General features: G+C 70.8%; 23 protein-coding genes. 18 read left to right on the top strand and 5 right to left on the bottom strand.

Features of this window, described 5'->3' with window-relative positions; genetic code table 11:
• The first annotated feature begins 42 nt into the window (after positions 1–42).
• The 17 genes from ELQ94_RS10940 (at position 43) to ELQ94_RS17450 (ending at position 15934) form a co-directional block, all read left to right on the top strand.
• Complete coding sequence (locus ELQ94_RS10940; protein WP_127049983.1) at positions 43–729, top strand: GntR family transcriptional regulator; 687 nt, start codon at positions 43–45, stop codon at positions 727–729.
• A 66-nt stretch (positions 730–795) separates the two neighbouring features.
• Positions 796–1779 (top strand): tripartite tricarboxylate transporter substrate binding protein, encoded by a 984-nt coding sequence (locus ELQ94_RS10935; RefSeq protein WP_127049981.1) that lies wholly within the window; start codon positions 796–798, stop codon positions 1777–1779.
• Positions 1780–1829: 50 nt separating this feature from the next.
• On the top strand, positions 1830–2411 hold the full coding sequence (locus ELQ94_RS10930) for a tripartite tricarboxylate transporter TctB family protein (RefSeq protein WP_127049979.1): 582 nt from the start codon (positions 1830–1832) through the stop codon (positions 2409–2411).
• Positions 2408–3967, top strand: a complete 1560-nt coding sequence (locus ELQ94_RS10925) for a tripartite tricarboxylate transporter permease (protein WP_127049977.1) — start codon at positions 2408–2410, stop codon at positions 3965–3967. The genes ELQ94_RS10930 and ELQ94_RS10925 overlap by 4 nt, the downstream gene beginning before the upstream one ends.
• Positions 3968–3974: 7 nt before the next feature.
• On the top strand, positions 3975–4880 hold the full coding sequence (locus tag ELQ94_RS10920; protein ID WP_127049975.1) for a dihydrodipicolinate synthase family protein: 906 nt from the start codon (positions 3975–3977) through the stop codon (positions 4878–4880).
• A 129-nt stretch (positions 4881–5009) separates the two neighbouring features.
• Complete coding sequence (locus tag ELQ94_RS10915) at positions 5010–5360, top strand: hypothetical protein (RefSeq protein WP_127049973.1); 351 nt, start codon at positions 5010–5012, stop codon at positions 5358–5360.
• 11 nt (positions 5361–5371) lie between these two features.
• Positions 5372–5812, top strand: a complete 441-nt coding sequence (locus ELQ94_RS10910) for a phage holin family protein (RefSeq protein ID WP_127049971.1) — start codon at positions 5372–5374, stop codon at positions 5810–5812.
• Positions 5799–6041 carry a DUF3618 domain-containing protein gene (locus ELQ94_RS10905; protein ID WP_127049969.1) on the top strand — a complete coding sequence of 81 codons (243 nt, stop codon included), beginning with the start codon at positions 5799–5801 and terminating at the stop codon, positions 6039–6041. Before ELQ94_RS10910 ends, ELQ94_RS10905 begins: the two co-directional genes overlap by 14 nt.
• Positions 6042–6059: 18 nt before the next feature.
• On the top strand, positions 6060–6632 hold the full coding sequence (locus ELQ94_RS10900) for a hypothetical protein (RefSeq protein ID WP_127049967.1): 573 nt from the start codon (positions 6060–6062) through the stop codon (positions 6630–6632).
• Positions 6633–6812: 180 nt separating this feature from the next.
• On the top strand, positions 6813–8249 hold the full coding sequence (locus tag ELQ94_RS10895) for a flotillin family protein (protein WP_208007612.1): 1437 nt from the start codon (positions 6813–6815) through the stop codon (positions 8247–8249).
• 355 nt (positions 8250–8604) lie between these two features.
• A complete protein-coding gene (gene hemQ, locus ELQ94_RS10890) occupies positions 8605–9333 on the top strand; it encodes a hydrogen peroxide-dependent heme synthase (RefSeq protein WP_127049965.1) in 729 nt (242 codons plus the stop codon).
• Positions 9333–10589, top strand: coding sequence for a ferrochelatase (locus ELQ94_RS10885; protein ID WP_127049963.1), 1257 nt, complete (start codon positions 9333–9335; stop codon positions 10587–10589). The genes hemQ and ELQ94_RS10885 overlap by 1 nt, the downstream gene beginning before the upstream one ends.
• On the top strand, positions 10532–11569 hold the full coding sequence (gene hemC, locus ELQ94_RS10880) for a hydroxymethylbilane synthase (protein WP_127049961.1): 1038 nt from the start codon (positions 10532–10534) through the stop codon (positions 11567–11569). Before ELQ94_RS10885 ends, hemC begins: the two co-directional genes overlap by 58 nt.
• A gap of 13 nt (positions 11570–11582) precedes the next feature.
• A complete protein-coding gene (locus ELQ94_RS10875; RefSeq protein WP_127049959.1) occupies positions 11583–12374 on the top strand; it encodes a uroporphyrinogen-III synthase in 792 nt (263 codons plus the stop codon).
• 202 nt (positions 12375–12576) lie between these two features.
• Positions 12577–13551, top strand: a complete 975-nt coding sequence (hemB, locus tag ELQ94_RS10870) for a porphobilinogen synthase (RefSeq protein ID WP_127049957.1) — start codon at positions 12577–12579, stop codon at positions 13549–13551.
• Positions 13539–14873 (top strand): glutamate-1-semialdehyde 2,1-aminomutase, encoded by a 1335-nt coding sequence (gene hemL / locus ELQ94_RS10865; protein WP_208007611.1) that lies wholly within the window; start codon positions 13539–13541, stop codon positions 14871–14873. Before hemB ends, hemL begins: the two co-directional genes overlap by 13 nt.
• Positions 14874–14983: 110 nt before the next feature.
• Positions 14984–15934, top strand: a complete 951-nt coding sequence (locus ELQ94_RS17450) for a hypothetical protein (RefSeq protein WP_208007610.1) — start codon at positions 14984–14986, stop codon at positions 15932–15934.
• Positions 15935–15968: 34 nt separating this feature from the next.
• Here ELQ94_RS17450 and ELQ94_RS10855 read toward each other — a convergent pair whose 3' ends face one another.
• From ELQ94_RS10855 to ELQ94_RS10835, 5 genes are all read right to left on the bottom strand, one after another.
• The gene (locus ELQ94_RS10855) at positions 15969–16988 is read right to left on the bottom strand and encodes an MDR family oxidoreductase (RefSeq protein ID WP_127049955.1); all 1020 of its coding nucleotides are present in this window, start codon (positions 16986–16988) and stop codon (positions 15969–15971) included.
• Positions 16989–17098: 110 nt separating this feature from the next.
• On the bottom strand, positions 17099–17920 hold the full coding sequence (locus ELQ94_RS10850) for an ABC transporter permease (RefSeq protein ID WP_127049954.1): 822 nt from the start codon (positions 17918–17920) through the stop codon (positions 17099–17101).
• Positions 17917–18813 (bottom strand): ABC transporter ATP-binding protein, encoded by an 897-nt coding sequence (locus ELQ94_RS10845; protein ID WP_127049952.1) that lies wholly within the window; start codon positions 18811–18813, stop codon positions 17917–17919. Before ELQ94_RS10845 ends, ELQ94_RS10850 begins: the two co-directional genes overlap by 4 nt.
• Positions 18814–18894: 81 nt before the next feature.
• Positions 18895–19797 (bottom strand): oxygen-dependent tRNA uridine(34) hydroxylase TrhO, encoded by a 903-nt coding sequence (gene trhO / locus ELQ94_RS10840; RefSeq protein ID WP_127049950.1) that lies wholly within the window; start codon positions 19795–19797, stop codon positions 18895–18897.
• A 148-nt stretch (positions 19798–19945) separates the two neighbouring features.
• Positions 19946–20902 (bottom strand): NAD(P)/FAD-dependent oxidoreductase, encoded by a 957-nt coding sequence (locus ELQ94_RS10835; protein WP_127049948.1) that lies wholly within the window; start codon positions 20900–20902, stop codon positions 19946–19948.
• Positions 20903–21032: 130 nt separating this feature from the next.
• On the opposite strand from ELQ94_RS10835, the gene ELQ94_RS10830 reads away from it, so the two are divergent.
• The gene (locus ELQ94_RS10830; protein WP_127049946.1) at positions 21033–21692 is read left to right on the top strand and encodes a helix-turn-helix domain-containing protein; all 660 of its coding nucleotides are present in this window, start codon (positions 21033–21035) and stop codon (positions 21690–21692) included.
• The last annotated feature ends 1 nt before the right edge of the window (position 21693 follow it).

The raw sequence follows: 21693 nt of genomic DNA, 5'->3' as shown, positions 1-21693 counted from the left end.
GTTTCGTACGTTTACCGTTAACGGTTGACGAAGTGAGACGACGTGGTTTCAACGATTTCCCCCATCCAGCAGCAGGTGCCGCTCGGAGCGATCGTCGCGCAGCGACTGCGCCTTGCGATCGTGCGCGGCGACCTGCCGGCCGGATCGCGCCTCGTGGAGGACACCCTCGCCGAGCAGTTCGGCGTGAGCCGCGGCCCCATCCGGGACGCGCTCCGCATCCTCGACACCGAGGGCCTCGTCGAATCCCGCAAGCGCGGCATCTTCGTCATCGGACTCTCCATGGACGAGATCAGCGACCTCTACGCGCTGCGTGAGTCGATCGAGTCCCTCGCGGTGACCCTCGCGATCCAGCGCGCCGAACCCGGCGAGTGGACGACGACGGAGGAGTGCGTCGACGAGATGCGAGCCGCAGCCGCGCGCGGCGACCGTGAGGCCTTCGGCGCCGCCGACACCCGCTTCCACGGCACGCTCTACGCGGTCTCGAAGCACCGCCGCCTCCACGACCTGTGGCACCAGTACGAGCCCATCCTCGCGACTCTCCTCGAGGAGACCGTGCACGTGAACACCGATCTCGTGGAGTCGGCGGCCGATCACGACCGCCTTCTCGGCCTCATCTCCGCGGGTGACACCGACGCGGCGGTGGCCGAACTCCACGACCATCTGCGCCGGTCCGCCGACACGATGATCGCGACCTTCTCGGCCGCGGCAGCCGCGTCCGCGACCCCCTGATACCTCACCTTTCCCCTCCATCCGACCCCGTACCGACCAATCCGTACCAACAGAAAGGAACGTGACGTGCTCTCCTCACGCAACAACGTCGTTCGCGCACTCACCGTCACCGCCACCGCAGCACTCGTGATCGCCGGCCTCGGCGCGTGCTCCTCCGACGCGGACGGAGGCGGCGGCGACGCCTCCTCCTTCCCCGAAGGCGACATCAACTTCATCGTCCAGGCCGCCGCAGGCGGTGGTTCGGACCTCACCTCGCGCGCCCTGTCCGCGGAGCTCGAGGGCATCCTCGGCACGAGCATCGTCGTCGAGAACCGGCCGGGCGCCTCCGGCTCGACCGCCATGCAGTACGTCGCCGACCAGGAGGCCGACGGCTACACGATCGGCTTCGCCCCCGTCGAGGTCTCGATGCTCGAGCACCTCGGCTTCGACGTGCTCCCCGAGAACTACGACTTCCTCGGCCAGGTCATGTTCAGCCCCGGCGTCATCGCGGTGCCGGCCGACAGCCCGTACGACTCGCTCGACGACCTCGTCGAGGCGTCCCAGGACGAGGCCATCACGGTCGCGAACGCGGGCGCCGGATCGATCTGGGAGGCCGCGACCCTCGGCCTCGCCGAGGAGTCGGGGGCCGACCTCACCCCCGTGCCGTTCGACGGTGGTGCGCCCGCAGTGGCGGCCGCGCTCGGTGGCCAGGTGGACGCGGTCGTCGCCGGTGCCGGCGAGACCGTGCAGGCGAACGCCGACGGCACCCTCAAGATCCTCGCGCTGTTCAACGACGAGGTGCACCCGATGCTCGAGGACGTGCCGACGGCCGAGTCCGAGGGCTACGACCTCATGTTCGGCGGCTGGGGTGGCATCTACGCGCCGACCGGACTGCCGGACGACGTGAAGCAGGCACTCTCCGATGCGATCGCCGAGGCCGCCGAGTCCGACTCGTTCTCCGACGCCATCACGCCGAGCGGCGCGCTGCCGACCTACAAGACGCCCGAGGAGTTCACGTCGTTCGTCGAGTCGGAGTCGGAGCGTTTCGCCGGTCTCCTCGGCGGCAACTGACGTCCCGACATCGACACCGACACCGACACCGACATCGACACGCGGAGCACATGATGCCGACGCCCGATGAGCCGACCCGGGTCCCCTCCGTCGAGGAGGGCCTGGAGTCGGGGATCGACACGCCGCCGGGAGGCGCCTACCTCTACACGGCGTCGATCGGAACCGACGCCCCCGACACCACGGCGCAGCCGAACCGCACGATGGAGATCGTCGTCGCGGCGGTCGGCCTCGCCGTGGGACTCGCGGGGATCCTGCTCGCGCAGGGCATCGAACTGCGCGCCGAGACCGGGGGGATCGATCCGCGGTGGTGGCCCACCGTGCTGTCGATCGGGAGCGCGGCGCTCGCCGCCGCGCTCCTGGTCGCAGCGCTCGTGCGCCCGCCGTTCGATCGCAGCGATCTCGAGACGGTGGGCGCCGGAGGCTGGCGCCGCCTGCTGCTCGCCACCGTGATCGGCGCCGCCTACGTGGCCGGCTGGCAGCTCGTGGGTTACCTCGGGGCCACCGTGGTGTTCCTCGCGCTCCTCGTCTGGGTCTTCGGCGGACGCGGGTGGAAGACGATCGTCCTCTTCCCCGTGATCACCACCGGATTCACCTACCTCCTCTTCCACACACTCCTGAAGGTGCCGCTGTGAACCCGATCGTCGAGGGACTCGAATCCCTCCTGGACCCCGTCGTCGGTCTTGGGCTGCTCCTCGGCCTCCTGCTCGGCATGCTCGTGGGGGCGTTCCCGGGCATCACGGCCACCATGGCCGTGGCGCTCGCGAGCGGGTTCACGCTCACCCTCGAGCCCGTGCAGGGCCTCGCGGTGCTCCTCACCATCTACGTCGCCGCGAACTTCGGCGACCGCGTGCCGTCGATCCTCGTCAACACCCCCGGGACACCGGCATCGATCGCGACGACGCTCGACGGCTATCCCATGGCGAAACAGGGAAGGGCGGGGCTCGCCCTCGTCATCTCGGCCATGGCCTCGGCCATCGGCATCCTCGCGAGCATGATCCTGTTCACGGCGGCGGCGATCCCGATCGCCCGGCTCGCGCTGCAGTTCGGGCCCTCCGAGATGTTCGCGCTCGTCGTCTTCGGCCTCACCGTGATGATCAGCATCTCGTCGAAGTCCATCCTCAAGGGCGTGCTCGCCGGAGCCCTCGGACTGGCGCTCGCGACGATCGGGCGCGACCCGATCACGGGTGACCAGCGCTTCACGTTCGGCTTCGACGCCCTGTCCGGGGGCCTCGACTTCATCGCGATCATCATCGGTCTCTTCGGCATCGCCGAGCTCTTCGACCAGCTCCTCACCCACCACGCCGCGAAGGTCCGCCCCATCTCATCGCTCGGTCGCTGGTGGCCGACGAAGGCGGAGTACCGCCAGTCCGGGCGCGCCCTCGGTGTGGGCACCGCGACCGGACTCGTCGTCGGCGTGATCCCCGCGGCGGGCGGCGACATCGCCGGACTCATCGGCTGGGACCGCGCCAAACGGGTCTCGAAGAACCCCGAGGCCTTCGGCACGGGATCGATCGAGGGCGTCACGGCGTCCGACTCGGCCTCGTCCGCGACGCTCGGTGGATCCCTCACCACCACGATGGCGCTCGGTATCCCCGGAGACTCGGTGATGGCGGTGATGATCGGCTCGATGATCATCTGGGGAATCCAGCCCGGGCCGTCGCTCTTCGCGAACCGGCCGGAGCTCGTCGTGTCGATCACGGCGATCATGGTGATCGCGACGCTCGCATCGCTCCTCATCAGCCTCGTGCGGATGAAGGGCATGGTGAAACTCCTCGACGTGCCCGTGCACTACCTGTGGGCCACGATCCTGATGTTCTGCATCGTGGGCACGTACGCGACGACCAACAACATCATCACGGTCGTCGTCATGCTCGTCGCGGGCGTCGTCGGCCTCATCCTCAAGCGGACCGGCTTCCCCGCCGGCCCCGTCGTCCTCGGTCTCCTCCTCGGACCGCTCGCGGAGTCCAATCTGCGTCGCGCACTCCTCATCGACGGCCCCGTCGGTCTCGTCTCGAGCCCGATCTCGGCCGTGCTCCTGGCGCTCGCCGTGTTCGCGATCGCGCTCCCGCTCGTGGGGCGCGCCCGCGCCGCCCGCCGTGCCCGTCGCTCCGACGGTGACGACGGGCCCGCCGAGCACCCGGGCGACGACTCCTCCCTCCGCTCGACCACCACCTCGAAAGGTCTGTGACCACCGCATGTCGCTCCCCACGCCCGCCCGCACCGCCTCCTCCACCGCGACACGTCGCGACATCCTCGCGGCCCTCCCCGTCGCGTTCCACGACGACGGGTCCCTCGACCTCGACGGCTCCCGCCGGATCGTCGAGTTCAGTGCCGCCTCCGGGGTGGACGGCGCGTTCGTGCTCGGTACCACGGGAGAGTTCCCGTCCCTCTCGATCGAGGAGCGCAACACGATCGCGGCGATGAGCGTCGACGTGCTCGGTCCCGAGCGCACCGTGGTGCACGTGGGGGCGTCGAGCCTCCACGAGGTCCTCCTGCTCATCGAGGGTGCCCGCGCGGCGGGGGCCCTCCGCATCGCCGTGCTCACGCCGTACTACCTGCCCGCGAGCGACGCGGCGGTCGAGGACTTCTTCGCCGCGGTGTCGCGGGCGAGCGATGGGCTCGCGGTCTTCGCGTACCTCTTCCGCGATCGCACAGGGGTGCACGTCGGGCCCGAACTGCTCGGGCGACTGGCGCAGCTGCCGAACATCGTCGGCGTCAAGCTCAGCGGCGAGCCCGTGGAGAGCGTCGCGGCGTACCGCGCGGCGGTGCCCGACGACTTCGAGATCTTCACGGGAGCGGACCGGGACCTCGCGAAGGTCGCCGACGTCGGGGGACAGGGCGTCGTCTCGGGGATCTCGTCCGTGTTCCCCGAGCCCTTCGTCGCCCTCGTCGCGGCCCTCGAATCCGGTGATCCCGAGGCGATTGCGCAGGCCCAGCTCGCCGTCGACGACGTCGTCGACACCGTGAAGGGCGACCCGGCCCTCATGAAGGCGGGACTCGCCCTGCGAGGGATCGACGCCGGTGTCGCGCGTATGGCCCTCGACACCCCGTCGGAGCAGGACCGGGCGGAGCTCGCACGCGCGGTCGCGTCCTACGCCTGATCGGCCCTACCGCATTCCACGAGGGGAATGCAGGGGGTGCGCGTCCGGCGGTCGATGCGGATACGCTGGAGATCTGGCCCGTTCGGCCGCCCTTGCGGCGCTCGGGCGGGAACCGATCGAAGCATGCCGATGGACGGAGACGCTATGAAGGGCAAGATCCTCCTCGTGACAGGGCTGGCCGCGGGGTACGTCCTCGGGTCGCGAGCCGGTCGCGAGCGCTACGAGCAGATCAAGACCGCCTGGTTGAAGCTGTACGAGACCGAGCCGGTCCAGAAGCAGGTGCGCAACGCGCAGGGCTTCGCGAAGGCTCGCGTCAGCGCCGTGCCGAGCACGCTCTTCTCCGGCGCGAAGACCATCGCGAAGATCGCGAAGAGCAACCGCTCGGCGGGTCAGAAGCTCGACGCGACGATCGACGAGGTCGACGACGTGAAGGGCGACCTCGGGGACATCGCCGACGGTCGCTCCTCGAAGAAGCGCTGAGCGGCCGGCCGATGACGCGCTACACGACGGAGACGCCTCCGCGCGGCACGACCCGCAACCCCAAGGAATCGCTGTCGCTCATCGAGCTGGTGAAGTCCCTGCCCGGCCTCCTCAAGGGGCTGCTGACGGCCGAGTTCGACGGCCTCAAGGTCAAGGCGACCCACATCGGCAAGAACGCCGGTATCGGGGCGGGACTCGTCGTCGTGGCGCTCATGTTCCTGTTCTTCGCCCTCGGCACGCTCGTGGCCGTCGGCATCCTGGCGCTGTCGCTCGTGCTGCCGTCGTGGCTCGCGGCGCTCATCGTCTTCGTCGTGTTCCTCCTCGTCGCCGCCGTCCTCGTGCTCATCGCGCTGCGCTACCTCCGTAAGATCTCCGACGGCCCGAGCCCGGCGGAGGAGTTCCAGAAAGACATCCGAGCAGTGAAAGGGACGGGCGAGTATGACCGGCACTGACAACCCCAACGCCGAGCAGGCACGCGCCGAGCTCGTCGAGACCCTCAACGCGATCGAGGACAAGCTCAACGTCCCGAAGCAGGTGGGCAAGGCCACCGACCGCGCCAAGGCGAAGATCGCGGAGCTCCGTGAGGAGAACCCGCAGGCCCTCGTGGGCGGGGCGGCCGCCGTCGCACTCGCCGTGGGCGCCGGTGTGTGGGCCGTGGCCCGCGCCGTCATCAAGCGCTAGGCGATCCGAACCGAGACCGTGACGACGTCCATCGTGCAGGCATCCTGCGCGGTGGACGTCGTCGTCTGCGACGACACCGGAACGATATTCTCCCCCGCGTGGATCGTGCCGCTCGGAATCGCGGCGCTCTTCATCGTCGTGGTCGCGATCCTCTTCGCTCTCGCTGCGAGGCGCGACCCTCCCGCGCGACGCCCGTCGGCCGGCTGGAGCGACCCCGGCGCTGCACGATGGTTCTGGACATTCAGCGCCCTCGGCGTCGTCGCGATGATCGCCGCGTGGCAGGTGTTCGGAGTCGCGTACGAGGAGGAGATGTCGGAGCAGCCCAAGGCCCTCGCTGCGGGGACGTCGATGGCCGGAACCGGGGCGGTGTTCGGCGGTGTGCCGCTCATCATGGCGCACCTTGCGGGGCTCGTGGTCCTGTCGGTCATCGCGGTGCGCGGCCGAGCCGTGATGTGGACGGGAATCGTCTGTGCGGTCCTCGCGACCGCATTCACGTCCGGTATCGGATTGCTGGTGGCGCAGGTGCTCTGGAATGGTCAGCTGTTCATGATGGGGGTCGACGCTCCGGGTCTCGTCCCCGCTACTCCCTGACCGGAGCGGAGAGATGGTGCCCGCGCGACACCGTCGCCGACATCGGCGGAGCACCGGATCGTCTCCACGCGCCGGTCCCTGTGGAGAACGGTCGCCCGCACGGGGGTACCTCTAGCCGTATACCGCAACGAGGCCTCCCGATAGGGTGGCAGGACCGCCCACCACACACTCTGGAGTGTCATGGACCCGCTCGCCCTCGCCACGATTCCGGTCATTCTCGTGATCATCGTGGTCATCCTCATCATCCTCGCGGTCTTCACGAAGAGCCGATACAAGATCGCCAAGCCGGACGAGGCGATCATCGTCACGGGCCGCCGGGCCAAGAAGACCCTCGGGGCCGATGGACGCACGATCACCGACCTGTCCGGCCAGAAGGTGGTCCAGGGCGGTGGCGTCTTCGTCGTGCCGTTCCTGCAGCGCCACTTCTCGCTGTCGCTCCGATCACGCGCGATCAGCATCCAGGGTGTCGCGCAGACGCGCAACGGCGTCACCATCCGCGTCGAGGCCGTCGCGGTCGTCAAGGTCGGCGACAGCGACAGCGCCATCCGCTCGGCCGCTCAGCGCTTCCTCGGTCAGGACCAGCAGATCGAGCCCTTCACGCAGGAGGTGCTCTCCGGTTCGCTACGTTCGTCGATCGGTAACCTCACGGTGGAGGAGATCATCCGCGACCGCGCCGGTCTCGCCGAGCAGGTGCTCGAGGCCGCTCGCACGTCGCTCCTGAACCAGGGTCTCGACGTCGACACGTTCCAGATCAAGGAGATCGCGGACGACAAGGGCTACATCACCGACCTCGGTCGTCCCGAGCAGGCCCGCGTCCGCCAGGCCGCCGAGATCGCCGAGTCGCAGTCGGCCCGTGCGTCCGAGCAGGCCCGTATCGAGGCCGCCGAGGCCATCGCCGACGCGAACCGCGAGCTCTCGCTCAAGAACGCGTCCATCAAGACGGAGACCGACGAGGCCATCGCCCGCGCCGAGGCCGCGAAGCCTCTCGCCGAGGCGACGGCGCAGCAGGGCATCCTCCAGCAGCGTGAGATCACCGCCGTGCGCGAGGCGGCCCTCCGCGAGCAGCAGCTCAACGCCGACGTCCGCAAGGTCGCCGACGCCGAGTCGTACCGCATCCGTCAGATCGCCGAGGCGGACGCCGCGAAGGTCGTCGCCGGGGCGAAGGCCGATCGTGACCGTCGTATCGCCGAGGCCGAGGCCACGCGCGCCGAGGGTGAGGCCGAGGCCGCCGCGATCTTCGCCAAGGGTGAGGCCGAGGCCCGTTCCACGGAGCTCCGCGTCGCCGCCCTCCGCGACGAGTCCGAGGCGCTCCTCCAGCAGCGCGCCATCGAGATCCTGCCGCAGATCGCGAAGGAGCTCGCTGCTCCGTACGCGTCGATCGACAACCTCACGGTCATCTCCACGGACGGCGCCTCGAAGCTCTCGAACGACGTCGTCAGCAACGTCACCCAGGTGACGTCGATGCTGAAGGACGCCACGGGCATCGACCTGCAGAAGCTCTTCGCAGGCGGCCGTCGTCCGCATGGCGAGTCGACGGGCGAGAGCCTCAGCGACCTGCTCGCCCAGGGCAAGGACGCCACCGCATCCCACGACGCGACTCCCCCCACCCAGGGCTGACCCGCGGGCGCCGTCGCGCCCCGCACTGCCCCGCACGACCCGGAGCCCGTCCCCGCCCAGCGAGGACGGGCTCCGTCGTGCCCGCCCTCCTGCTCCGCACCACCCACCAGATGGTGCTTTTGAGCGTCTTTGCGGCGCTACAACGCAGCGTTCACGCTCAAATGCCACACGTCGTGAGATCCGTCGCGGAGGCGGGTCAGACGGAGGCGGGTCAGACGGAGGCGGGTCGGACGGAGGCGCGGCGGAGCTGTGCGAGCAGGATCTCGGCGGCGCGCTGGCCGACAGCGGCTGCCGGCTGATGACGGGCGCCGGTGCCACTTTGAGTTCTTTCAGCATTAAGAGGGAGGATGGAGGCATGACTCACCCGGCCTCCGACGAGGCAGTCCGCCCCTCTCACGATCCCACCGATGCCGCCGAGCCCGGCCCGTCCGGCTACACCCTCTGGGCGATCCTCCGACGCAATCCCGACCGGGCCGCGGACGTGTCCGCCCCGGCCGTCGCCGAGCTCGAATCCGTCGTCGCCGCCCTCGAGGCCGACGGCGTGACCGTGCGCGGTTTCTACGACGTCTCCGGCATGCGCGCCGACGCCGACCTCATGATCTGGATCCATGGCGACACCGCCGAGGGGCTCCAGGCCGCGCTGCGGTCGCTGCGGCGCACGAGCATGCTCACCGAGCTGCTCCCCACGTGGAACGCGATGGGCGTGCACCGCGACGCCGAGTTCAACCGCCAGCACGTCCCCGGCTTCCTCCGGGGCAAGGAGCCGCTCGAGTGGCTCTGCCTCTACCCGTTCGTGCGCAGCTTCGAGTGGTACCTGCTGCCCGAGGAGGAGCGTCGCGCGATGCTCGCGGAACACGGCCGCAAGGGCTCCGTCTTCCGCGGCGTGCTCGCGAACACCGTCGCGTCCTTCGCGCTCGGCGATTACGAGTGGCTGCTGCCCCTCGAGTCGGACGAACTCGTCGACCTCGTCGATCTCATGCGCGACCTGCGCGCGACGGATGCGCGTCGCCACGTGCGCGAGGAGGTGCCCTTCTTCACGGGGCGCCGGATCGCTCCGGCCCACGTCGCGGAGGTGCTGTCCTGATGGCCGCTCTCAACCTCGGTTCCACGGACGGCGGCTTCGACGCGTCCGCCGACGACCTCGCCGCGGGAGACGCGGCGACGCCCGCCGTCCGGTCCGCCTCGCCCGCCGCCGCGTCGGGAGCTCCCCACGTGAGCGAGCCAACGCGCTACGACGCGATCCTCCTCGCCGGTTTCGGCGGCCCAGAGGGTCAGGACGACGTCATCCCGTTCCTCCGCAACGTCACCCGCGGTCGCGGCATCCCGGACGAGCGGCTCGAGGAGGTGGCGCACCACTACCGGCACTACGGCGGTGTGAGCCCGATCAACGACCAGAACCGCGCGCTCCGGAGCGCCCTCCAGGCGGAGCTCGACCGACGGGGCATCGACCTGCCCGTGCTGTGGGGCAACCGCAACTGGACGCCTTACCTGGAGGAAGCGGTGACCGAGGCGAACGAGCGCGGTTTCTCCCAGCTCCTCGCGATCGCGACGAGCGCGTACTCGTCCTACTCCGGCTGTCGGCAGTACCGCGAGGACTTCGCGCGCGTGCTCGACTCCACCGAGCTCGAGGGCACCGTCCGTATCGACAAGGTGCGTCAGTTCTTCGACCACCCCGGCTTCATCACCCCGTTCATCGAGGGAGTGAAGGACGCGCTCACGCAGCTCGAGGACGAGCACGACGGGCTCGATCTTGCGACCGAGGTGGAGGTGCTCTTCACGACGCACTCGATCCCCACGGGCGATGCGGACCGCTCCGGCCCCCGAGACCGCGACTTCGGCGACGGTGGGGCGTACGGCGCCCAGCACCGTGCCGTCGCCGGCGTGATCATGGAGTCCGTGCGCGTCGAGCGCGGCGAGGAGGGCACGCCGCCCTGGCAGCTCGTCTTCCAATCGCGCTCCGGCCCGCCCACCCAGCCGTGGCTCGACCCCGACATCAACGACGCGATGGAGGAACTGCCCGCCGCCGGTCGCCGGGCCGTCGTCATCGTGCCGATCGGTTTCGTGAGCGACCACATGGAGGTGCTCTGGGACCTCGACAACGAGGCCGCCGACACCGCCAAGCGCCTCGGGCTCGCCATGGTCCGCGTCTCGACGCCGGGCACGCACGACGCGTACGTCTCGGGACTCGTCGACCTGATCGTCGAGCGCATCGAGGGCACCCCCGCGGAGGAGCGCCCGTCGGAGACGGACCTCGGCCCGTGGTTCGACGTGTGCCGCCCGGGATGCTGCGAGAACGCCCGACTCGGATTCCGGCCGGCGGTATCCGGCGTCGCGCCGTGACCCTGCGGATCGGAACGCGGGGGAGCGCGCTCGCTCTCGCGCAGTGCGGTGACGTCGCCGAGCTCATCACGGAGCGCACGGGAATCGCGACGGAGCTCGTCCCCGTCACGACGCACGGCGACGTCTCGCAGGCCTCGCTCTCGAGCCTCGGGGGAACGGGTGTCTTCGCCTCGGCCCTGCGGGAAGCGCTACTCGGCGGCGCGTGCGACATCGTCGTGCACTCGATGAAGGACCTCCCCACGGCCGCATACCCCGGGCTGATCGTGGCCGCCGTGCCGGAGCGGGAGGACGCGCGCGATGCGCTGTGCGCCCGTGACGGGCTCACGCTCGACGAGCTCCCGCTCGACGCCCGCGTCGGCACGGGGTCGCCGCGCCGGGCTGCGCAGCTCCTCGCGCACCGACCGGACCTCGTGGTCGTGGACATCCGCGGCAACGTCGACACCCGCCTCGGCTTCGTGTCGAGCGGCGAGCTCGACGCGGTGGTGCTCGCGGTCGCCGGCCTCACGCGGCTGGGACGGACCGAGGCGATCACCGAGATCTTCGAGCTCGACACGTGGCCGACGGCCGCGGCCCAGGGCGCTCTCGCGATCGAGGCCCTCGAGACGCTCGATCCCGCGGGGGAGGACGACGTCGCGCGCGCCGTCCGCGCCATCAACGACGCGGACGCGTTCGTCGCGGCGCACGCGGAACGCTCCGTGCTCGCCGGTCTCGAGGCGGGCTGTTCCGCTCCCGTCGGCGCGTCTGCACAGGTGGGGGAGGACACGCTCCGCTTGACGGCCAGCGTGTACGCTGGTGACGGATCGTCCGCCGTGTCCGACGACGCGGTGGCGATGTTCTCGAAGCCCATCGATGTGAGCGACCCGACCGAACTCGACGGAGCCGGTCTCGACGCGCGTATCGCCGTGGCCGGTCGAACCGGATTCGACCTGGCTGCGTCCCTGCTCTCCGCCGGCGCACCCGGCCTCGCCGATCGACCGTAATGAGGACTACCGTATGACGGCATCCGCGCACGCAGCGAAGCCCCTCAAGGGCTGGCGGGTGCTCGTTCCTCGCGGCGGTCCCTGGGGAGACGGTGTCGCCGCCGATCTGCGGTCGCGGGGTGCGACGCCCGTCGTCGCGCCGATGATCAACTTCGCGCCGACCGAGGACCCGGACGCGCTCCGGGCTGCTCTCGCGGCGCTCACCGCCGGCGAGTTCGACTGGCTCACGGTGACCAGTGCGACGACGGTCGATGTGCTCTACTCCGAGCGCGTCCGCATCCCGTCCACGACGAAGGTCGCCGCCGTCGGCGAGACCACCGCGGCGGCCCTGCAGGCCGTCGGATACTCGGTGGACCTCGTGCCGGCGAAGGACAATTCGGCCCGCGGCATGCTCGAGGAGCTCACGGCACTCGAGCCGGAGCCGAAGCGCTTCCTCGCGCTGCGCTCCGAGATCGCGAAACCGCTCCTGTCCGTCGGCCTCGCGGAGGCCGGCCACGACGTGTCCTCTGTGGTCGCCTATCGGACGATCGGCGAACCGGTCGACGAGAAGGTCGTGAGCGATGTGCGGTCCGGCCGCATCAGCGTCATCCTCGTCACCTCCGGCAGCGTCGCGGACCAGGTCGCGAGCCAGTTCGGCACTCTGCCCTCGTCCACCGTCGTCGCGGCGATCGGTCCCCGCACCGCGAAGGATGCGCGCGCCGCGGGCCTCGACGTCGCCGTGGTCTCGCGCCACCAGACCGTGACGGATCTCATCGACAGCGTCGTGGACGCCGTCTCCGACCGCGAGGCCCCCACCGTCGCCTGACCGACCCCGGCGAGCCCACCGCTCCGCCGATAGCCGTTCCCCCGGTGTCTTCGCGTACGCGACTGCTTTCCGCGGGTGTAATGTCACCCGCGATTCGACGATGCGTACGCAAAACCGCAGGCGGTATCGACGAGTGCGGATGTGAGGTGGTCGACGGGCCCGCACGGACCGCGCGCCCAGCCTGCCGCCGTAGGCTTGTGGTGTGACTTTCCCGGACACCCGACTGCGCCGCTTGCGCACCACCCCAGCTCTCCGACGCCTCGTCTCGGAGACGCGACTGCACGCCTCCGAACTCGTCCTGCCCATGTTCGTGCGCGAGGGGATCGAACACCCGCTCCCGCTCGGTTCGATGCCCGGGATCCAGCAGCACTCGCTCGACTCGCTCCGTCGCGCGGCGGCAGCGGCGGCGGAGGCCGGGATCGGCGGCGTCATGCTCTTCGGCGTGCCCGCGGAGCGCGATGCGACCGGTTCGGCGTCGTGCCGCGCGGACGGCATCCTCAATGTCGCGACGGCGGCTGTCGCGGATGAGGTAGGCGACGCCCTCGTCGTGCAGACCGACCTGTGCCTCGACGAGTTCACCGACCACGGCCACTGCGGCGTGCTCGCTTCCGACGGCTCGGTCGACAACGACGCGACCCTCGCGATCTACCGGGAGATGGCGCTCGCACAGGCGCGCGCGGGCTCTCAGCTCCTCGGGCTCAGCGGCATGATGGACGGCCAGGTCGCCGCGGTCCGTGAGGCGCTCGACGGCGAGGGCTTCCACGACACGGTGATCATGGCCTACTCGGCCAAGTACGCCTCCGCCTTCTACGGCCCCTTCCGTGAGGCGGTGGACTCGCAGCTGTCCGGCGACCGTCGCAGCTACCAGCTCGACCCCGGTAACCGCCGCGAGGGGCTCCGCGAAGCGCTCACCGACATCGAGGAGGGCGCCGACATCGTCATGGTGAAGCCGGCCATGAGTTACCTCGACGTGCTCGCCGACGTCGCCGCCGCGAGCGAGGTCCCCGTGTGGGCGTACCAGGTGTCCGGCGAGTACTCGATGATCGAGGCCGCCGCCGCTCACGGTTGGATCGACCGCCGCCGGGCCGTCGAGGAGTCGCTCGTGGGTATCAAGCGCGCCGGAGCGGACGCGATCCTGACGTACTGGGCAGTGGAGGTGGCCGGATGGCTGAAGTGACTCACGTGAACCAGGACCTGTTCGACCGGGCCCGCACCGTGATCCCCGGCGGGGTGAACTCGCCGGTGCGCGCGTTCGGCTCTGTCGGAGGCACACCCCGATTCCTCGTCGAGGCGCGCGGCCCGCACGTCGTCGACGCCGAGGGCCGCGAGTACGTCGACCTCGTTGCCTCGTGGGGTCCGGCGATCCTCGGCCACGCGCACCCCGAGGTGGTCGCGGCCGTGCAGGCCGCCGCCGCTCGAGGACTGTCCTTCGGCGCCTCGACGCCGTCGGAGACGGAGCTCGCGGAGGAGATCGTCGGCCGGTTGCATGCGGCGGGGGACTCGCCGCTCCAGAAGGTGCGCCTCGTGTCCACGGGCACCGAGGCCACGATGACGGCGATCCGACTCGCGCGCGGGGCGACCGGGCGCGACCTCCTCGTGAAGTTCGCCGGCCACTACCACGGCCACTCGGACGGGCTGCTCGCCGCGGCCGGATCCGGACTCGCCACGCTCTCGCTCCCGGGTTCCGCGGGTGTCACCGAGGCCGTCGCGAGCCAGACGCTCGTGGTGCCGTACAACGACGAGGCGGCCCTCGAGGCCGTCTTCGCGTTGCACGGTGACCAGATCGCCGCCGTCATCACGGAGGCCTCCCCGGCGAACATGGGCGTCGTGCCCCCGGCGCCCGGCTTCAACGCCTTCCTCATCGAGCTCGCCCACCGGCACGGTGCGCTCGTCATCTTCGACGAGGTGCTCACCGGTTTCCGCGTGGACCCGGCCGGGTACTGGGGTCTGTCGAGTCGAGCCGGCGACGTCTACCAGCCCGACCTCTTCGCCTTCGGCAAGGTCGTGGGAGGTGGTATGCCGCTCGCGGCATTGGGCGGGCGCGCCGAGATCATGGACCTCCTCGCTCCCACCGGCCCCGTCTACCAGGCTGGCACCCTCTCGGGGAACCCCGTCGCCGTCGCCGCGGGGCTCACGACGCTGCGCCTCGCGACCGACGAGGTGTACGCGCGACTCGACGCGGTCGCCGACAAGATCTCCACGGCCGCCTCCGACGCACTCTCCGCCGCCGGTGTCGCCCACGTCGTGCAACGGGCGGGAAACCTGTTCAGCTTCGTGTTCTCCGCCGAACCGGCCCACGACTACGCGGCCGTCCAGGCGCAGGAGGGCTGGCGCTACCCGGCGCTGTTCCACAGCATGCTCGACCAGGGTGTGTCCCTGCCGCCGAGCGTCTACGAGGCGTGGTTCGTCACCGCGGCCCACGACGACGCCGCGGTGGACCGGATCCTGTCGGCGCTCCCGGCTGCGGCCCGTGCGGCGGCGGAGGCGACGCCTGCGTAGCGTCGGCGAGGCCGCTCGCGGGTATTCCGGACGACGCATACAGCGCCGTCGTTATGTCTTTGTGAGCTTTCACAGGGGATGCCGAGACCGCTCCACGGCAGACTAGGGACATGGCGAGCATCCACCTCCACTCCGATCGACTCGAGATCCGACTGACGGCGGCGGAGAAGGCACTCTCGCTGCGTCGCGACAACGTCGAGATCCCTCGTTCCCGTATCCGCTCGGCGACTCTCACGGACGACCCATGGATCTGGGTGCGTGGCGTGCGCGGGAAGGGATCGGCGATCCCGTTGACGCTCGCGGTCGGCCAGTGGAAGTCTCACGGCGGCGCGGACTTCCTCGTCATCAAGAAGGGCTCGCGTCCCGCGGTCGTGCTCGACGTGGAGGACGACGAGTTCTCCCGCGTCATCGTCTCGACGAACCACGGAGCGGAGCTCGTCGCCGCGCTGCGGATCGCCGAGGACGAGATCCGTGCGAAGAAGGTGCGGGCCACGCGCGTGCGCACCGTCAGCCCCCGTCCGATCGCGGTCCGCGCGAAGGCCGAGGCCGCGAAGATCGAGGCGGCCAAGGTGAAGGCGGAGGCCAAGACCGAGGCCGCGTCGCGCAGCGGCGGGCGGGCCGGAGTGGCGAAGAAGAAGGCGGCGGCCGATGTCGCCGCGGCAGCCGAGAGCGTGCCCACGAAGAAGACCACCAGGGCGCCCGCGAAGCCCCGGTCGACAGCGAAGACGGCCGCTACGTCGACGGCGAGCTCGTCGACCGCGTCGACGACGGGCAAGGCTGCGACGAGGAAGACCTCGGCGAAGCCCGACGCGACGGAGAAGGCGGCTCCCGCGAAGACCGCCCGTGAGAAGGCCGCGCGTGAGAAGACGTCCGATCCCGCGGCTCCCGCGAAGCCCCCGCGCAAGCGCGCCCCTGCGAAGAGGCCGGCAACGGATACCCCTGCGTCCACGTCTCCGGCGACTCCGGACGCGCCGGAGCAGGATCCGTCGGGCGAGCTCGTGATCGACGGAACCGCTCCGCAGCCCGATCCCGCGGCGGACGGCAAGCCCGCCGCCTCCTGAGCCCTGCGGACCCGCACGTCTGAGCGGGGGAGGGTCAGCGACCGGTCTCGATGACCGTCCGGCCGCGCACATCGCCCGCGAGGACCCGCTCGGCGACCTCGCGGGCCGCGGCGAGGGGAGCGACAGCGGTGAGGCCGTCGAGGAGCGCGAGGTCGGCGTCTCGCTCCAGTCGGAGCCACGCGGCGACCCGCTCGTCGGGTGTCGCCTCGACGGAATTGATGCCCGCGAGGGTGACGCCGCGGAGGATGTAGGGCAACACCGTTCCGACGTACTCGGCGCTCTGGGCGAGCCCGCACGCCGCGGCGATACCGCCCTGCCGGAGCTGGGCCACAGCATTGACGAGTGTGGGTTCCCCGACCGCGTCGACGACGGCCGCCCACCGCTGGGCCTGCATCGGCGTCCCGGGTCCGGACAACTCACCGCGGTCGATCACGGCGGTGGCCCCGAGGTCGGTGAGGAAAGCGGACTGGGTGGAGACCCGCCCCGTCGAGGCCGTCACCTCGAACCCGGCGCGGGAGAGCAGGGCGACGGCGATCGAGCCCAGGCCACCGGCCGCCCCCGTGACGAGCACGGGCCCGTCCTCGGGTGCGACCCCGTGCCGCTCGATCGCGAGCACCGCGAGCATCGCGGTGAAACCGGCCGTGCCGAGCGCCGCGGCCTGGCGGGCGGACATCGTGGACGGAATGCGGACGAGCCGAGAGCCGTCGACGTGCGCGCGACCGGCGAGACCGCCGTGGAGGTTCTCGCCGAGCCCCGCCCCGTTGAGCGTTACGACGTCCCCCGGGCACCACGTGCTCCCGCTGGTCTCGAGCACGACGCCCGTCGCATCGACACCGGGGACGAGGGGCCAGCGTCGGACGACGCCGGGACGTCCCGTCAGTGCGAGCGCGTCCTTGTAGTTGACGCTCGAGTACTCCACGCGGACGACGGTGTCGAGATCACCCGAGAGGTCGTCGAGGGCGTCGGCGTCGAGGGTCTCGAACGCGGCGGAGGCCGGCCCGTGGCCGTGCTCCGACTCGGAGCGGCGGACGACCCACGCCGGAAAGCTCTGCATGCCGTCAGCCTACGCAGCCGAGGCCGCAGCCGTCGACGGCAGGTCGATGACGATGGGCAGGCGTGACCGTCGCGAGCACTCCCCTCCGGTGCTCGCGACGGTGGTCCGCGTCACGTGACGTCGCGTCGCCACGTGGTGAGGGCGCCGAGCGCGGTGAGGACCGCCGCGATCCCGCCGAGGATGAGCGCGCCGGCCCACCACTCGAGGCCGTCCGCCCCCGTCGAGACGAGACCGAAGATGCTCGTCCCCACCAGGGTGTCGCTCGCCGCTCCGGGGAGGAACTGCACGATGTCGCCGATCCAGTCGGCCAGCGCCCCGACGGAACGCAGTACCGGCTCGACGAACTGCGTGAAGGCGATGACGATGACGATCACCGCGACCTGGTTCGTGACGATCGACCCGAGGCCGATTCCGACCGCGGCCCACAGCGCCATCGCGAGGATGAGGCGAGCGAACATCGCCCACGTGTCACTCGATCCGAGCTCCGTCTCGATACCGAACGCGGCGAGGACGCCCCCGCCCCCGCCGACCGAGGCGACGAGGCCGATGACGCCGAAGAGGGCGCCGAAGGCGAGCAGCACGAGGAGCTTCGCAAGGAGCACGACCCCTCGTCGGGGCGTGGCGAGGAACGTGGGGGTGAGCGTCTGGTGACGCACCTCTCCCGTCACGGCGAGGGCTCCCAGCAGGACGGGGAAGACGTAGCCGATCGAGCTCGCGAAGGAGTAGATGAGCGGCGCGATCCCAGCCGTCGGAACGCTACCGGTCGTCGTGACCCCGGGAAGAGAACCGTCGGATCCGGCGCCGAGGAGCGCGGCGAGTCCTCCGGCCATCGCGAGCACGTAGACGAAGAGGACGAGGGCGAGGATCCACCACATGCGGGTGCTCGTGATCTTCGCGACCTCCGAGCGGACGGCGGGCAGGAACGTGTTCATCGGTCTCCTCCGACGAGGTGCAGGAACGTCTCTTCGAGTCCGGAGGACTGCCGGTGCAGGGTGCTGAGCGGGACGCCGGCGGCGAAGGCGGCGCGGCCGACCTCCTCCGCCTCGACCCCGACGACGACGAGCCCCGCTCGGGCCGCGGTGACGGTGAACCCTGCGGCGGAGAGCGCAGCGGCGAGGGCGGCGCGATCGGGAGCGTCGACGAGCACGCTGAGGCTGTCGCCCGCGGAGAGGCTCGAGAGGGTCCCCTCGTGCACGAGCTCGCCGCGGGCGATGATGATGACGTCGTCGACGCTCTGCTGCACCTCGCTCAGGAGATGAGACGAGACGAGCACCGTGCGTCCCTCACCCGCGAGAGCGCGGAGGAGGGAGCGGATCCATTTGATGCCCTCGGGGTCGAGGCCGTTGATGGGTTCGTCGAGCACGAGCACGCCGGGGTCCCCGAGGAGCGCGGAGGCGAGGCCGAGGCGCTGCCTCATGCCGAGGGAATAGCCGCCGACGCGCCGATCGGCGAACTCGGAGAGTCCCACGAGGTCGAGGGTCGCGTCGATACGGGCCCGCGGGATGCGGGAGGCCGTCGCGAGGATCGCGAGGTGGTTGCGTGCCGAGCGGCCGGGGTGGAAGCTCGCGGCCTCGAGGGCGGCGCCCACGGTGCGCAGCGGCGAGTCGAGGTCGGCGTAGGCGACGCCGCCGAACGTGGCGCGCCCCTCGGTCGGTCGCACGAGACCGAGCAGCATGCGCAGGGTCGTCGTCTTCCCGGCGCCGTTCGGGCCGAGGAAGCCGGTGACGCGTCCCGGCGCGACCTGGAAGGACAGGGAGTTCACGGCGGCGACGGCGCCGAAGCGTTTCGTCACCGCCTCGACCTCGATGGTACGGACGTCGGTCATGGTCCTCCTCGTGGTCGACTCCCGCCAGTCTTCCGGGTCGACCGCGCGCGCCGCGTCCACCCGACGGGGGATCTTCCGCGATCAGTCCGCGGCGAGCGTCCCCGCGTGCACGTCGCACCACACGTCGTCGTGGGCCGCGCAGACCACGAGCTGGGCGCGGCAGGAGAGGTCGGCGCAATTGCGCATGTCCTTCGTCGCGGCGCCGCACGCGACGCACGTGCCGATGACGGCGGTGTGGTCGCTGAAGTCCACCGATCCACGCTTGTCGAAGACGTAGAGGGAGCCGTTCCACAGGCCGTCGTCGCCGAAGCGCTCGCCGTAGCGGACGATGCCGCCGTCGAGCTGGTACACCTCGGAGAACCCCCGCGCGACCATGAGGCTCGAGAGCACCTCGCAGCGCACACCGCCTGTGCAGTAGGTCACGACGGGCTTGTCCTTGAGGTGGTCGTAGGCGCCGGAGTCGAGGACCTCGACGAAGTCGCGCGTCGTCGCCACGTCGGGCACGACGGCGCCGTCGAAGCGTCCGATCTGCGCCTCGAACGCGTTGCGTCCATCGAAGAGCACGAGGTCGTCGCGCTCCGCGGCGAGGGTGTTGAGTTCCTCCGGGCTGAGGTGGGTACCGCCGCCGACCACGCCGGCCTCCGTGACACGGAGCTCGTCCGGCGCCCCGAACGACACGATCTCGTCTCGCACCTTCACGCTCAGTCGCGGGAAGTCGGTGATGGTGCCGTCCGCGTCGAGGGCGGTGCCCTCGGACCACTTCACGTCGAGGTCGCGGAAGGCGGGGTACTCGCGTGTGCGGCGCAGGTACCGCTTCACACCGTCGATGTCGCCGCCGACCGTGCCGTTGATGCCGTCGGAGGACAGCAGGATGCGTCCCCGCAGGTTGTTCGCCTCGCAGAGCTCGCGCTGCCACAGGCGGATGGCGTCCGGGTCGGCGAGGGGTGTGAACGCGTAGAAGAGCAGGATCTTGGGAACGGACACGGGTTCCAGTGTACGTTTCGGGGTCGCTCCGGTTCCTGGGGCGGTCGCCACCCTTCGACAGGCTCACGGACAGTGAGCGGTGCGGTGTGCGGATGGCGCCCGATCCCGTCGCTGAGCCTGTCGAAGCGTGTTGCGGGAGACGCGCGGGTCAGACGCGGGCGGCGACGGCCGCGCGGGTGTCCTCCTCGATGAGATCGGCGTTGATGGAGGCGCCGGCCTGGAGACCGGCGGCCGCGGCCGAGATCACCTGGGAGCGCATGTCCGTCACGTTGCCCGCCGCGAAGACGCCGGCGATGGCCGTACGCCCCATCTCGTCGACGGGCACGATCGAGCCGAACACCGTCCCGGCCATCTCGACCGGCTGCGTCTCGACGCCCAGCCCCGCGAGCACGTCGGCCCGCGCCCACACCCGCGTCGCGACCGCGAGCGCCTCGATCGGCACGACGGTTCCGCTCTCCAGCCGCACGGCGGACACGTCTCCGCCCTCGGACACGAGCTCGACCACCCGTCCGCGCACCACCTGCACGCCGCGCGCCGCGAACTGCTCCCACTGCTCGTCGCTCGGCTCGAACGAGTCGTTGAGGAAGAGGGTGACACGTTCGCTCAGCTGCCGGAACATGCCCACCTGGTGCGCGGACAGGGCGCTCGTCGCGAGCACGCCGATCGCGCGATCGCGCACCTCCCAGCCGTGACAGTACGGACAGTGCACGACGCCGCGGCCCCACTGCTCGGCGACGCCGGGGACGTCGGGCAGCTCGTCCCGCGACCCGGTCGCGAGCAGTATGCGTCGGGCGGAGACGGTCGCGGGCGAGCCGCCCGACGCGACCGTGACGGTGAAGTGGTCGCCGTCGCGGACGACATCGGTGACCCGCCCCGTCAGCGTCTCGACCCCGTAGGCGGCGACCTCCGTGCGTCCGATCGCGACGAGCTCGCGCGGCGGCGTCGATTCGCGTCCGAGATAGTTGTGCACATGGGAGGCCGGAGCGTTCCGGGGTTCGTCCGAATCGATGACGAGCACCGAGCGCCGGGACCGTCCGAGCGCGAGAGAGCCGCTCAGTCCGGCCGCGCTTCCGCCGATGACGACCACGTCGTATGCCTCGTTCATGTGTCCACTCCTTCTGTCCGGTCGGGCCGGTCGACCCGGCCGCGACGATGATGCTCCTCGAGCATGCGACGGACGTGCCGAAACGACAACAAACGTTGCCGATACGGCAACGAGCGCGCAGACTGGTCCCATGGACGACGACCGCGACACGAGCGCCCCGAGCCGACGACGATCCCCCGGACGGAAGCCGCTGCACCAGCAGGTCGTGGACCCGCCCGTGACGACGGAGGCCGTGCTCGACGGTGTCGGGCCGCGCCTGCGCGCCCTGCGCACTCGCCGCGACGTGACGCTCGCCGAGCTCTCGAGCGTCACGGGCATCTCGGTGAGTACGTTGTCACGCCTCGAATCCGGGCAGCGCAAGCCGACCCTCGAGTTGCTCCTGCCCCTCGCACGCGCCCATCACGTGCCCCTCGACGAGCTCGTCGCAGCCCCGGCGACGGGGGACCCGCGCATCCACATGAAGCCGATCCGCCGGCACGGGCGCACGTTCATCCCCCTCACGCGCCGCCCGGGCGGTGTGCAGTCGTACAAGCAGCTCGTGCCTCCGACTCCGGGGGAGCCCGAGCCGAAGACGCACGAGGGCTACGAGTGGCTGTACGTGCTCTCCGGCCGGATCCGGCTCGTGCTCGGCGAGCACGACCTCGAGCTCGGTCCGGGCGAGGTCGCCGAGTTCGACACCCGCACGCCGCACTGGATCGGCAACCCCGGCGCGGAGACGGCGGAGGTCCTCAACCTCTTCGGTCCCCAGGGCGAGCGCCTCCACGTGCGCGCCACCCCCGCCCCGCGCTGAC

Origin of the sequence: Labedella endophytica (assembly GCF_003990045.1) — a bacterium.
Classification (GTDB): Bacteria; Actinomycetota; Actinomycetes; order Actinomycetales; family Microbacteriaceae; genus Labedella; species Labedella endophytica.
Note: the sequence above shows the minus strand (reverse complement) of the source record. Positions and strands in the feature narration are given on the sequence as shown.

What these genes read in the sequence shown, in the direction of transcription:
- ELQ94_RS10885 (WP_127049963.1), top strand. Translation starts at nt 9,333, where the DNA reads ATGGCCGCTCTCAACCTCGGTTCCACGGACGGCGGCTTCGACGCGTCC.
- ELQ94_RS10830 (WP_127049946.1), top strand. Translation starts at nt 21,033, where the DNA reads ATGGACGACGACCGCGACACGAGCGCCCCGAGCCGACGACGATCCCCC.
- ELQ94_RS10855 (WP_127049955.1), bottom strand. Translation starts at nt 16,988, where the DNA reads ATGCAGAGCTTTCCGGCGTGGGTCGTCCGCCGCTCCGAGTCGGAGCAC.
- ELQ94_RS17450 (WP_208007610.1), top strand. Translation starts at nt 14,984, where the DNA reads ATGGCGAGCATCCACCTCCACTCCGATCGACTCGAGATCCGACTGACG.
- ELQ94_RS10845 (WP_127049952.1), bottom strand. Translation starts at nt 18,813, where the DNA reads ATGACCGACGTCCGTACCATCGAGGTCGAGGCGGTGACGAAACGCTTC.
- ELQ94_RS10915 (WP_127049973.1), top strand. Translation starts at nt 5,010, where the DNA reads ATGGACGGAGACGCTATGAAGGGCAAGATCCTCCTCGTGACAGGGCTG.
- ELQ94_RS10920 (WP_127049975.1), top strand. Translation starts at nt 3,975, where the DNA reads ATGTCGCTCCCCACGCCCGCCCGCACCGCCTCCTCCACCGCGACACGT.
- hemQ (WP_127049965.1), top strand. Translation starts at nt 8,605, where the DNA reads ATGACTCACCCGGCCTCCGACGAGGCAGTCCGCCCCTCTCACGATCCC.
- hemL (WP_208007611.1), top strand. Translation starts at nt 13,539, where the DNA reads ATGGCTGAAGTGACTCACGTGAACCAGGACCTGTTCGACCGGGCCCGC.
- ELQ94_RS10930 (WP_127049979.1), top strand. Translation starts at nt 1,830, where the DNA reads ATGATGCCGACGCCCGATGAGCCGACCCGGGTCCCCTCCGTCGAGGAG.
- ELQ94_RS10850 (WP_127049954.1), bottom strand. Translation starts at nt 17,920, where the DNA reads ATGAACACGTTCCTGCCCGCCGTCCGCTCGGAGGTCGCGAAGATCACG.
- ELQ94_RS10875 (WP_127049959.1), top strand. Translation starts at nt 11,583, where the DNA reads ATGACGGCATCCGCGCACGCAGCGAAGCCCCTCAAGGGCTGGCGGGTG.
- ELQ94_RS10905 (WP_127049969.1), top strand. Translation starts at nt 5,799, where the DNA reads ATGACCGGCACTGACAACCCCAACGCCGAGCAGGCACGCGCCGAGCTC.
- hemC (WP_127049961.1), top strand. Translation starts at nt 10,532, where the DNA reads ATGCTGCGAGAACGCCCGACTCGGATTCCGGCCGGCGGTATCCGGCGT.
- ELQ94_RS10910 (WP_127049971.1), top strand. Translation starts at nt 5,372, where the DNA reads ATGACGCGCTACACGACGGAGACGCCTCCGCGCGGCACGACCCGCAAC.
- ELQ94_RS10835 (WP_127049948.1), bottom strand. Translation starts at nt 20,902, where the DNA reads ATGAACGAGGCATACGACGTGGTCGTCATCGGCGGAAGCGCGGCCGGA.
- ELQ94_RS10895 (WP_208007612.1), top strand. Translation starts at nt 6,813, where the DNA reads ATGGACCCGCTCGCCCTCGCCACGATTCCGGTCATTCTCGTGATCATC.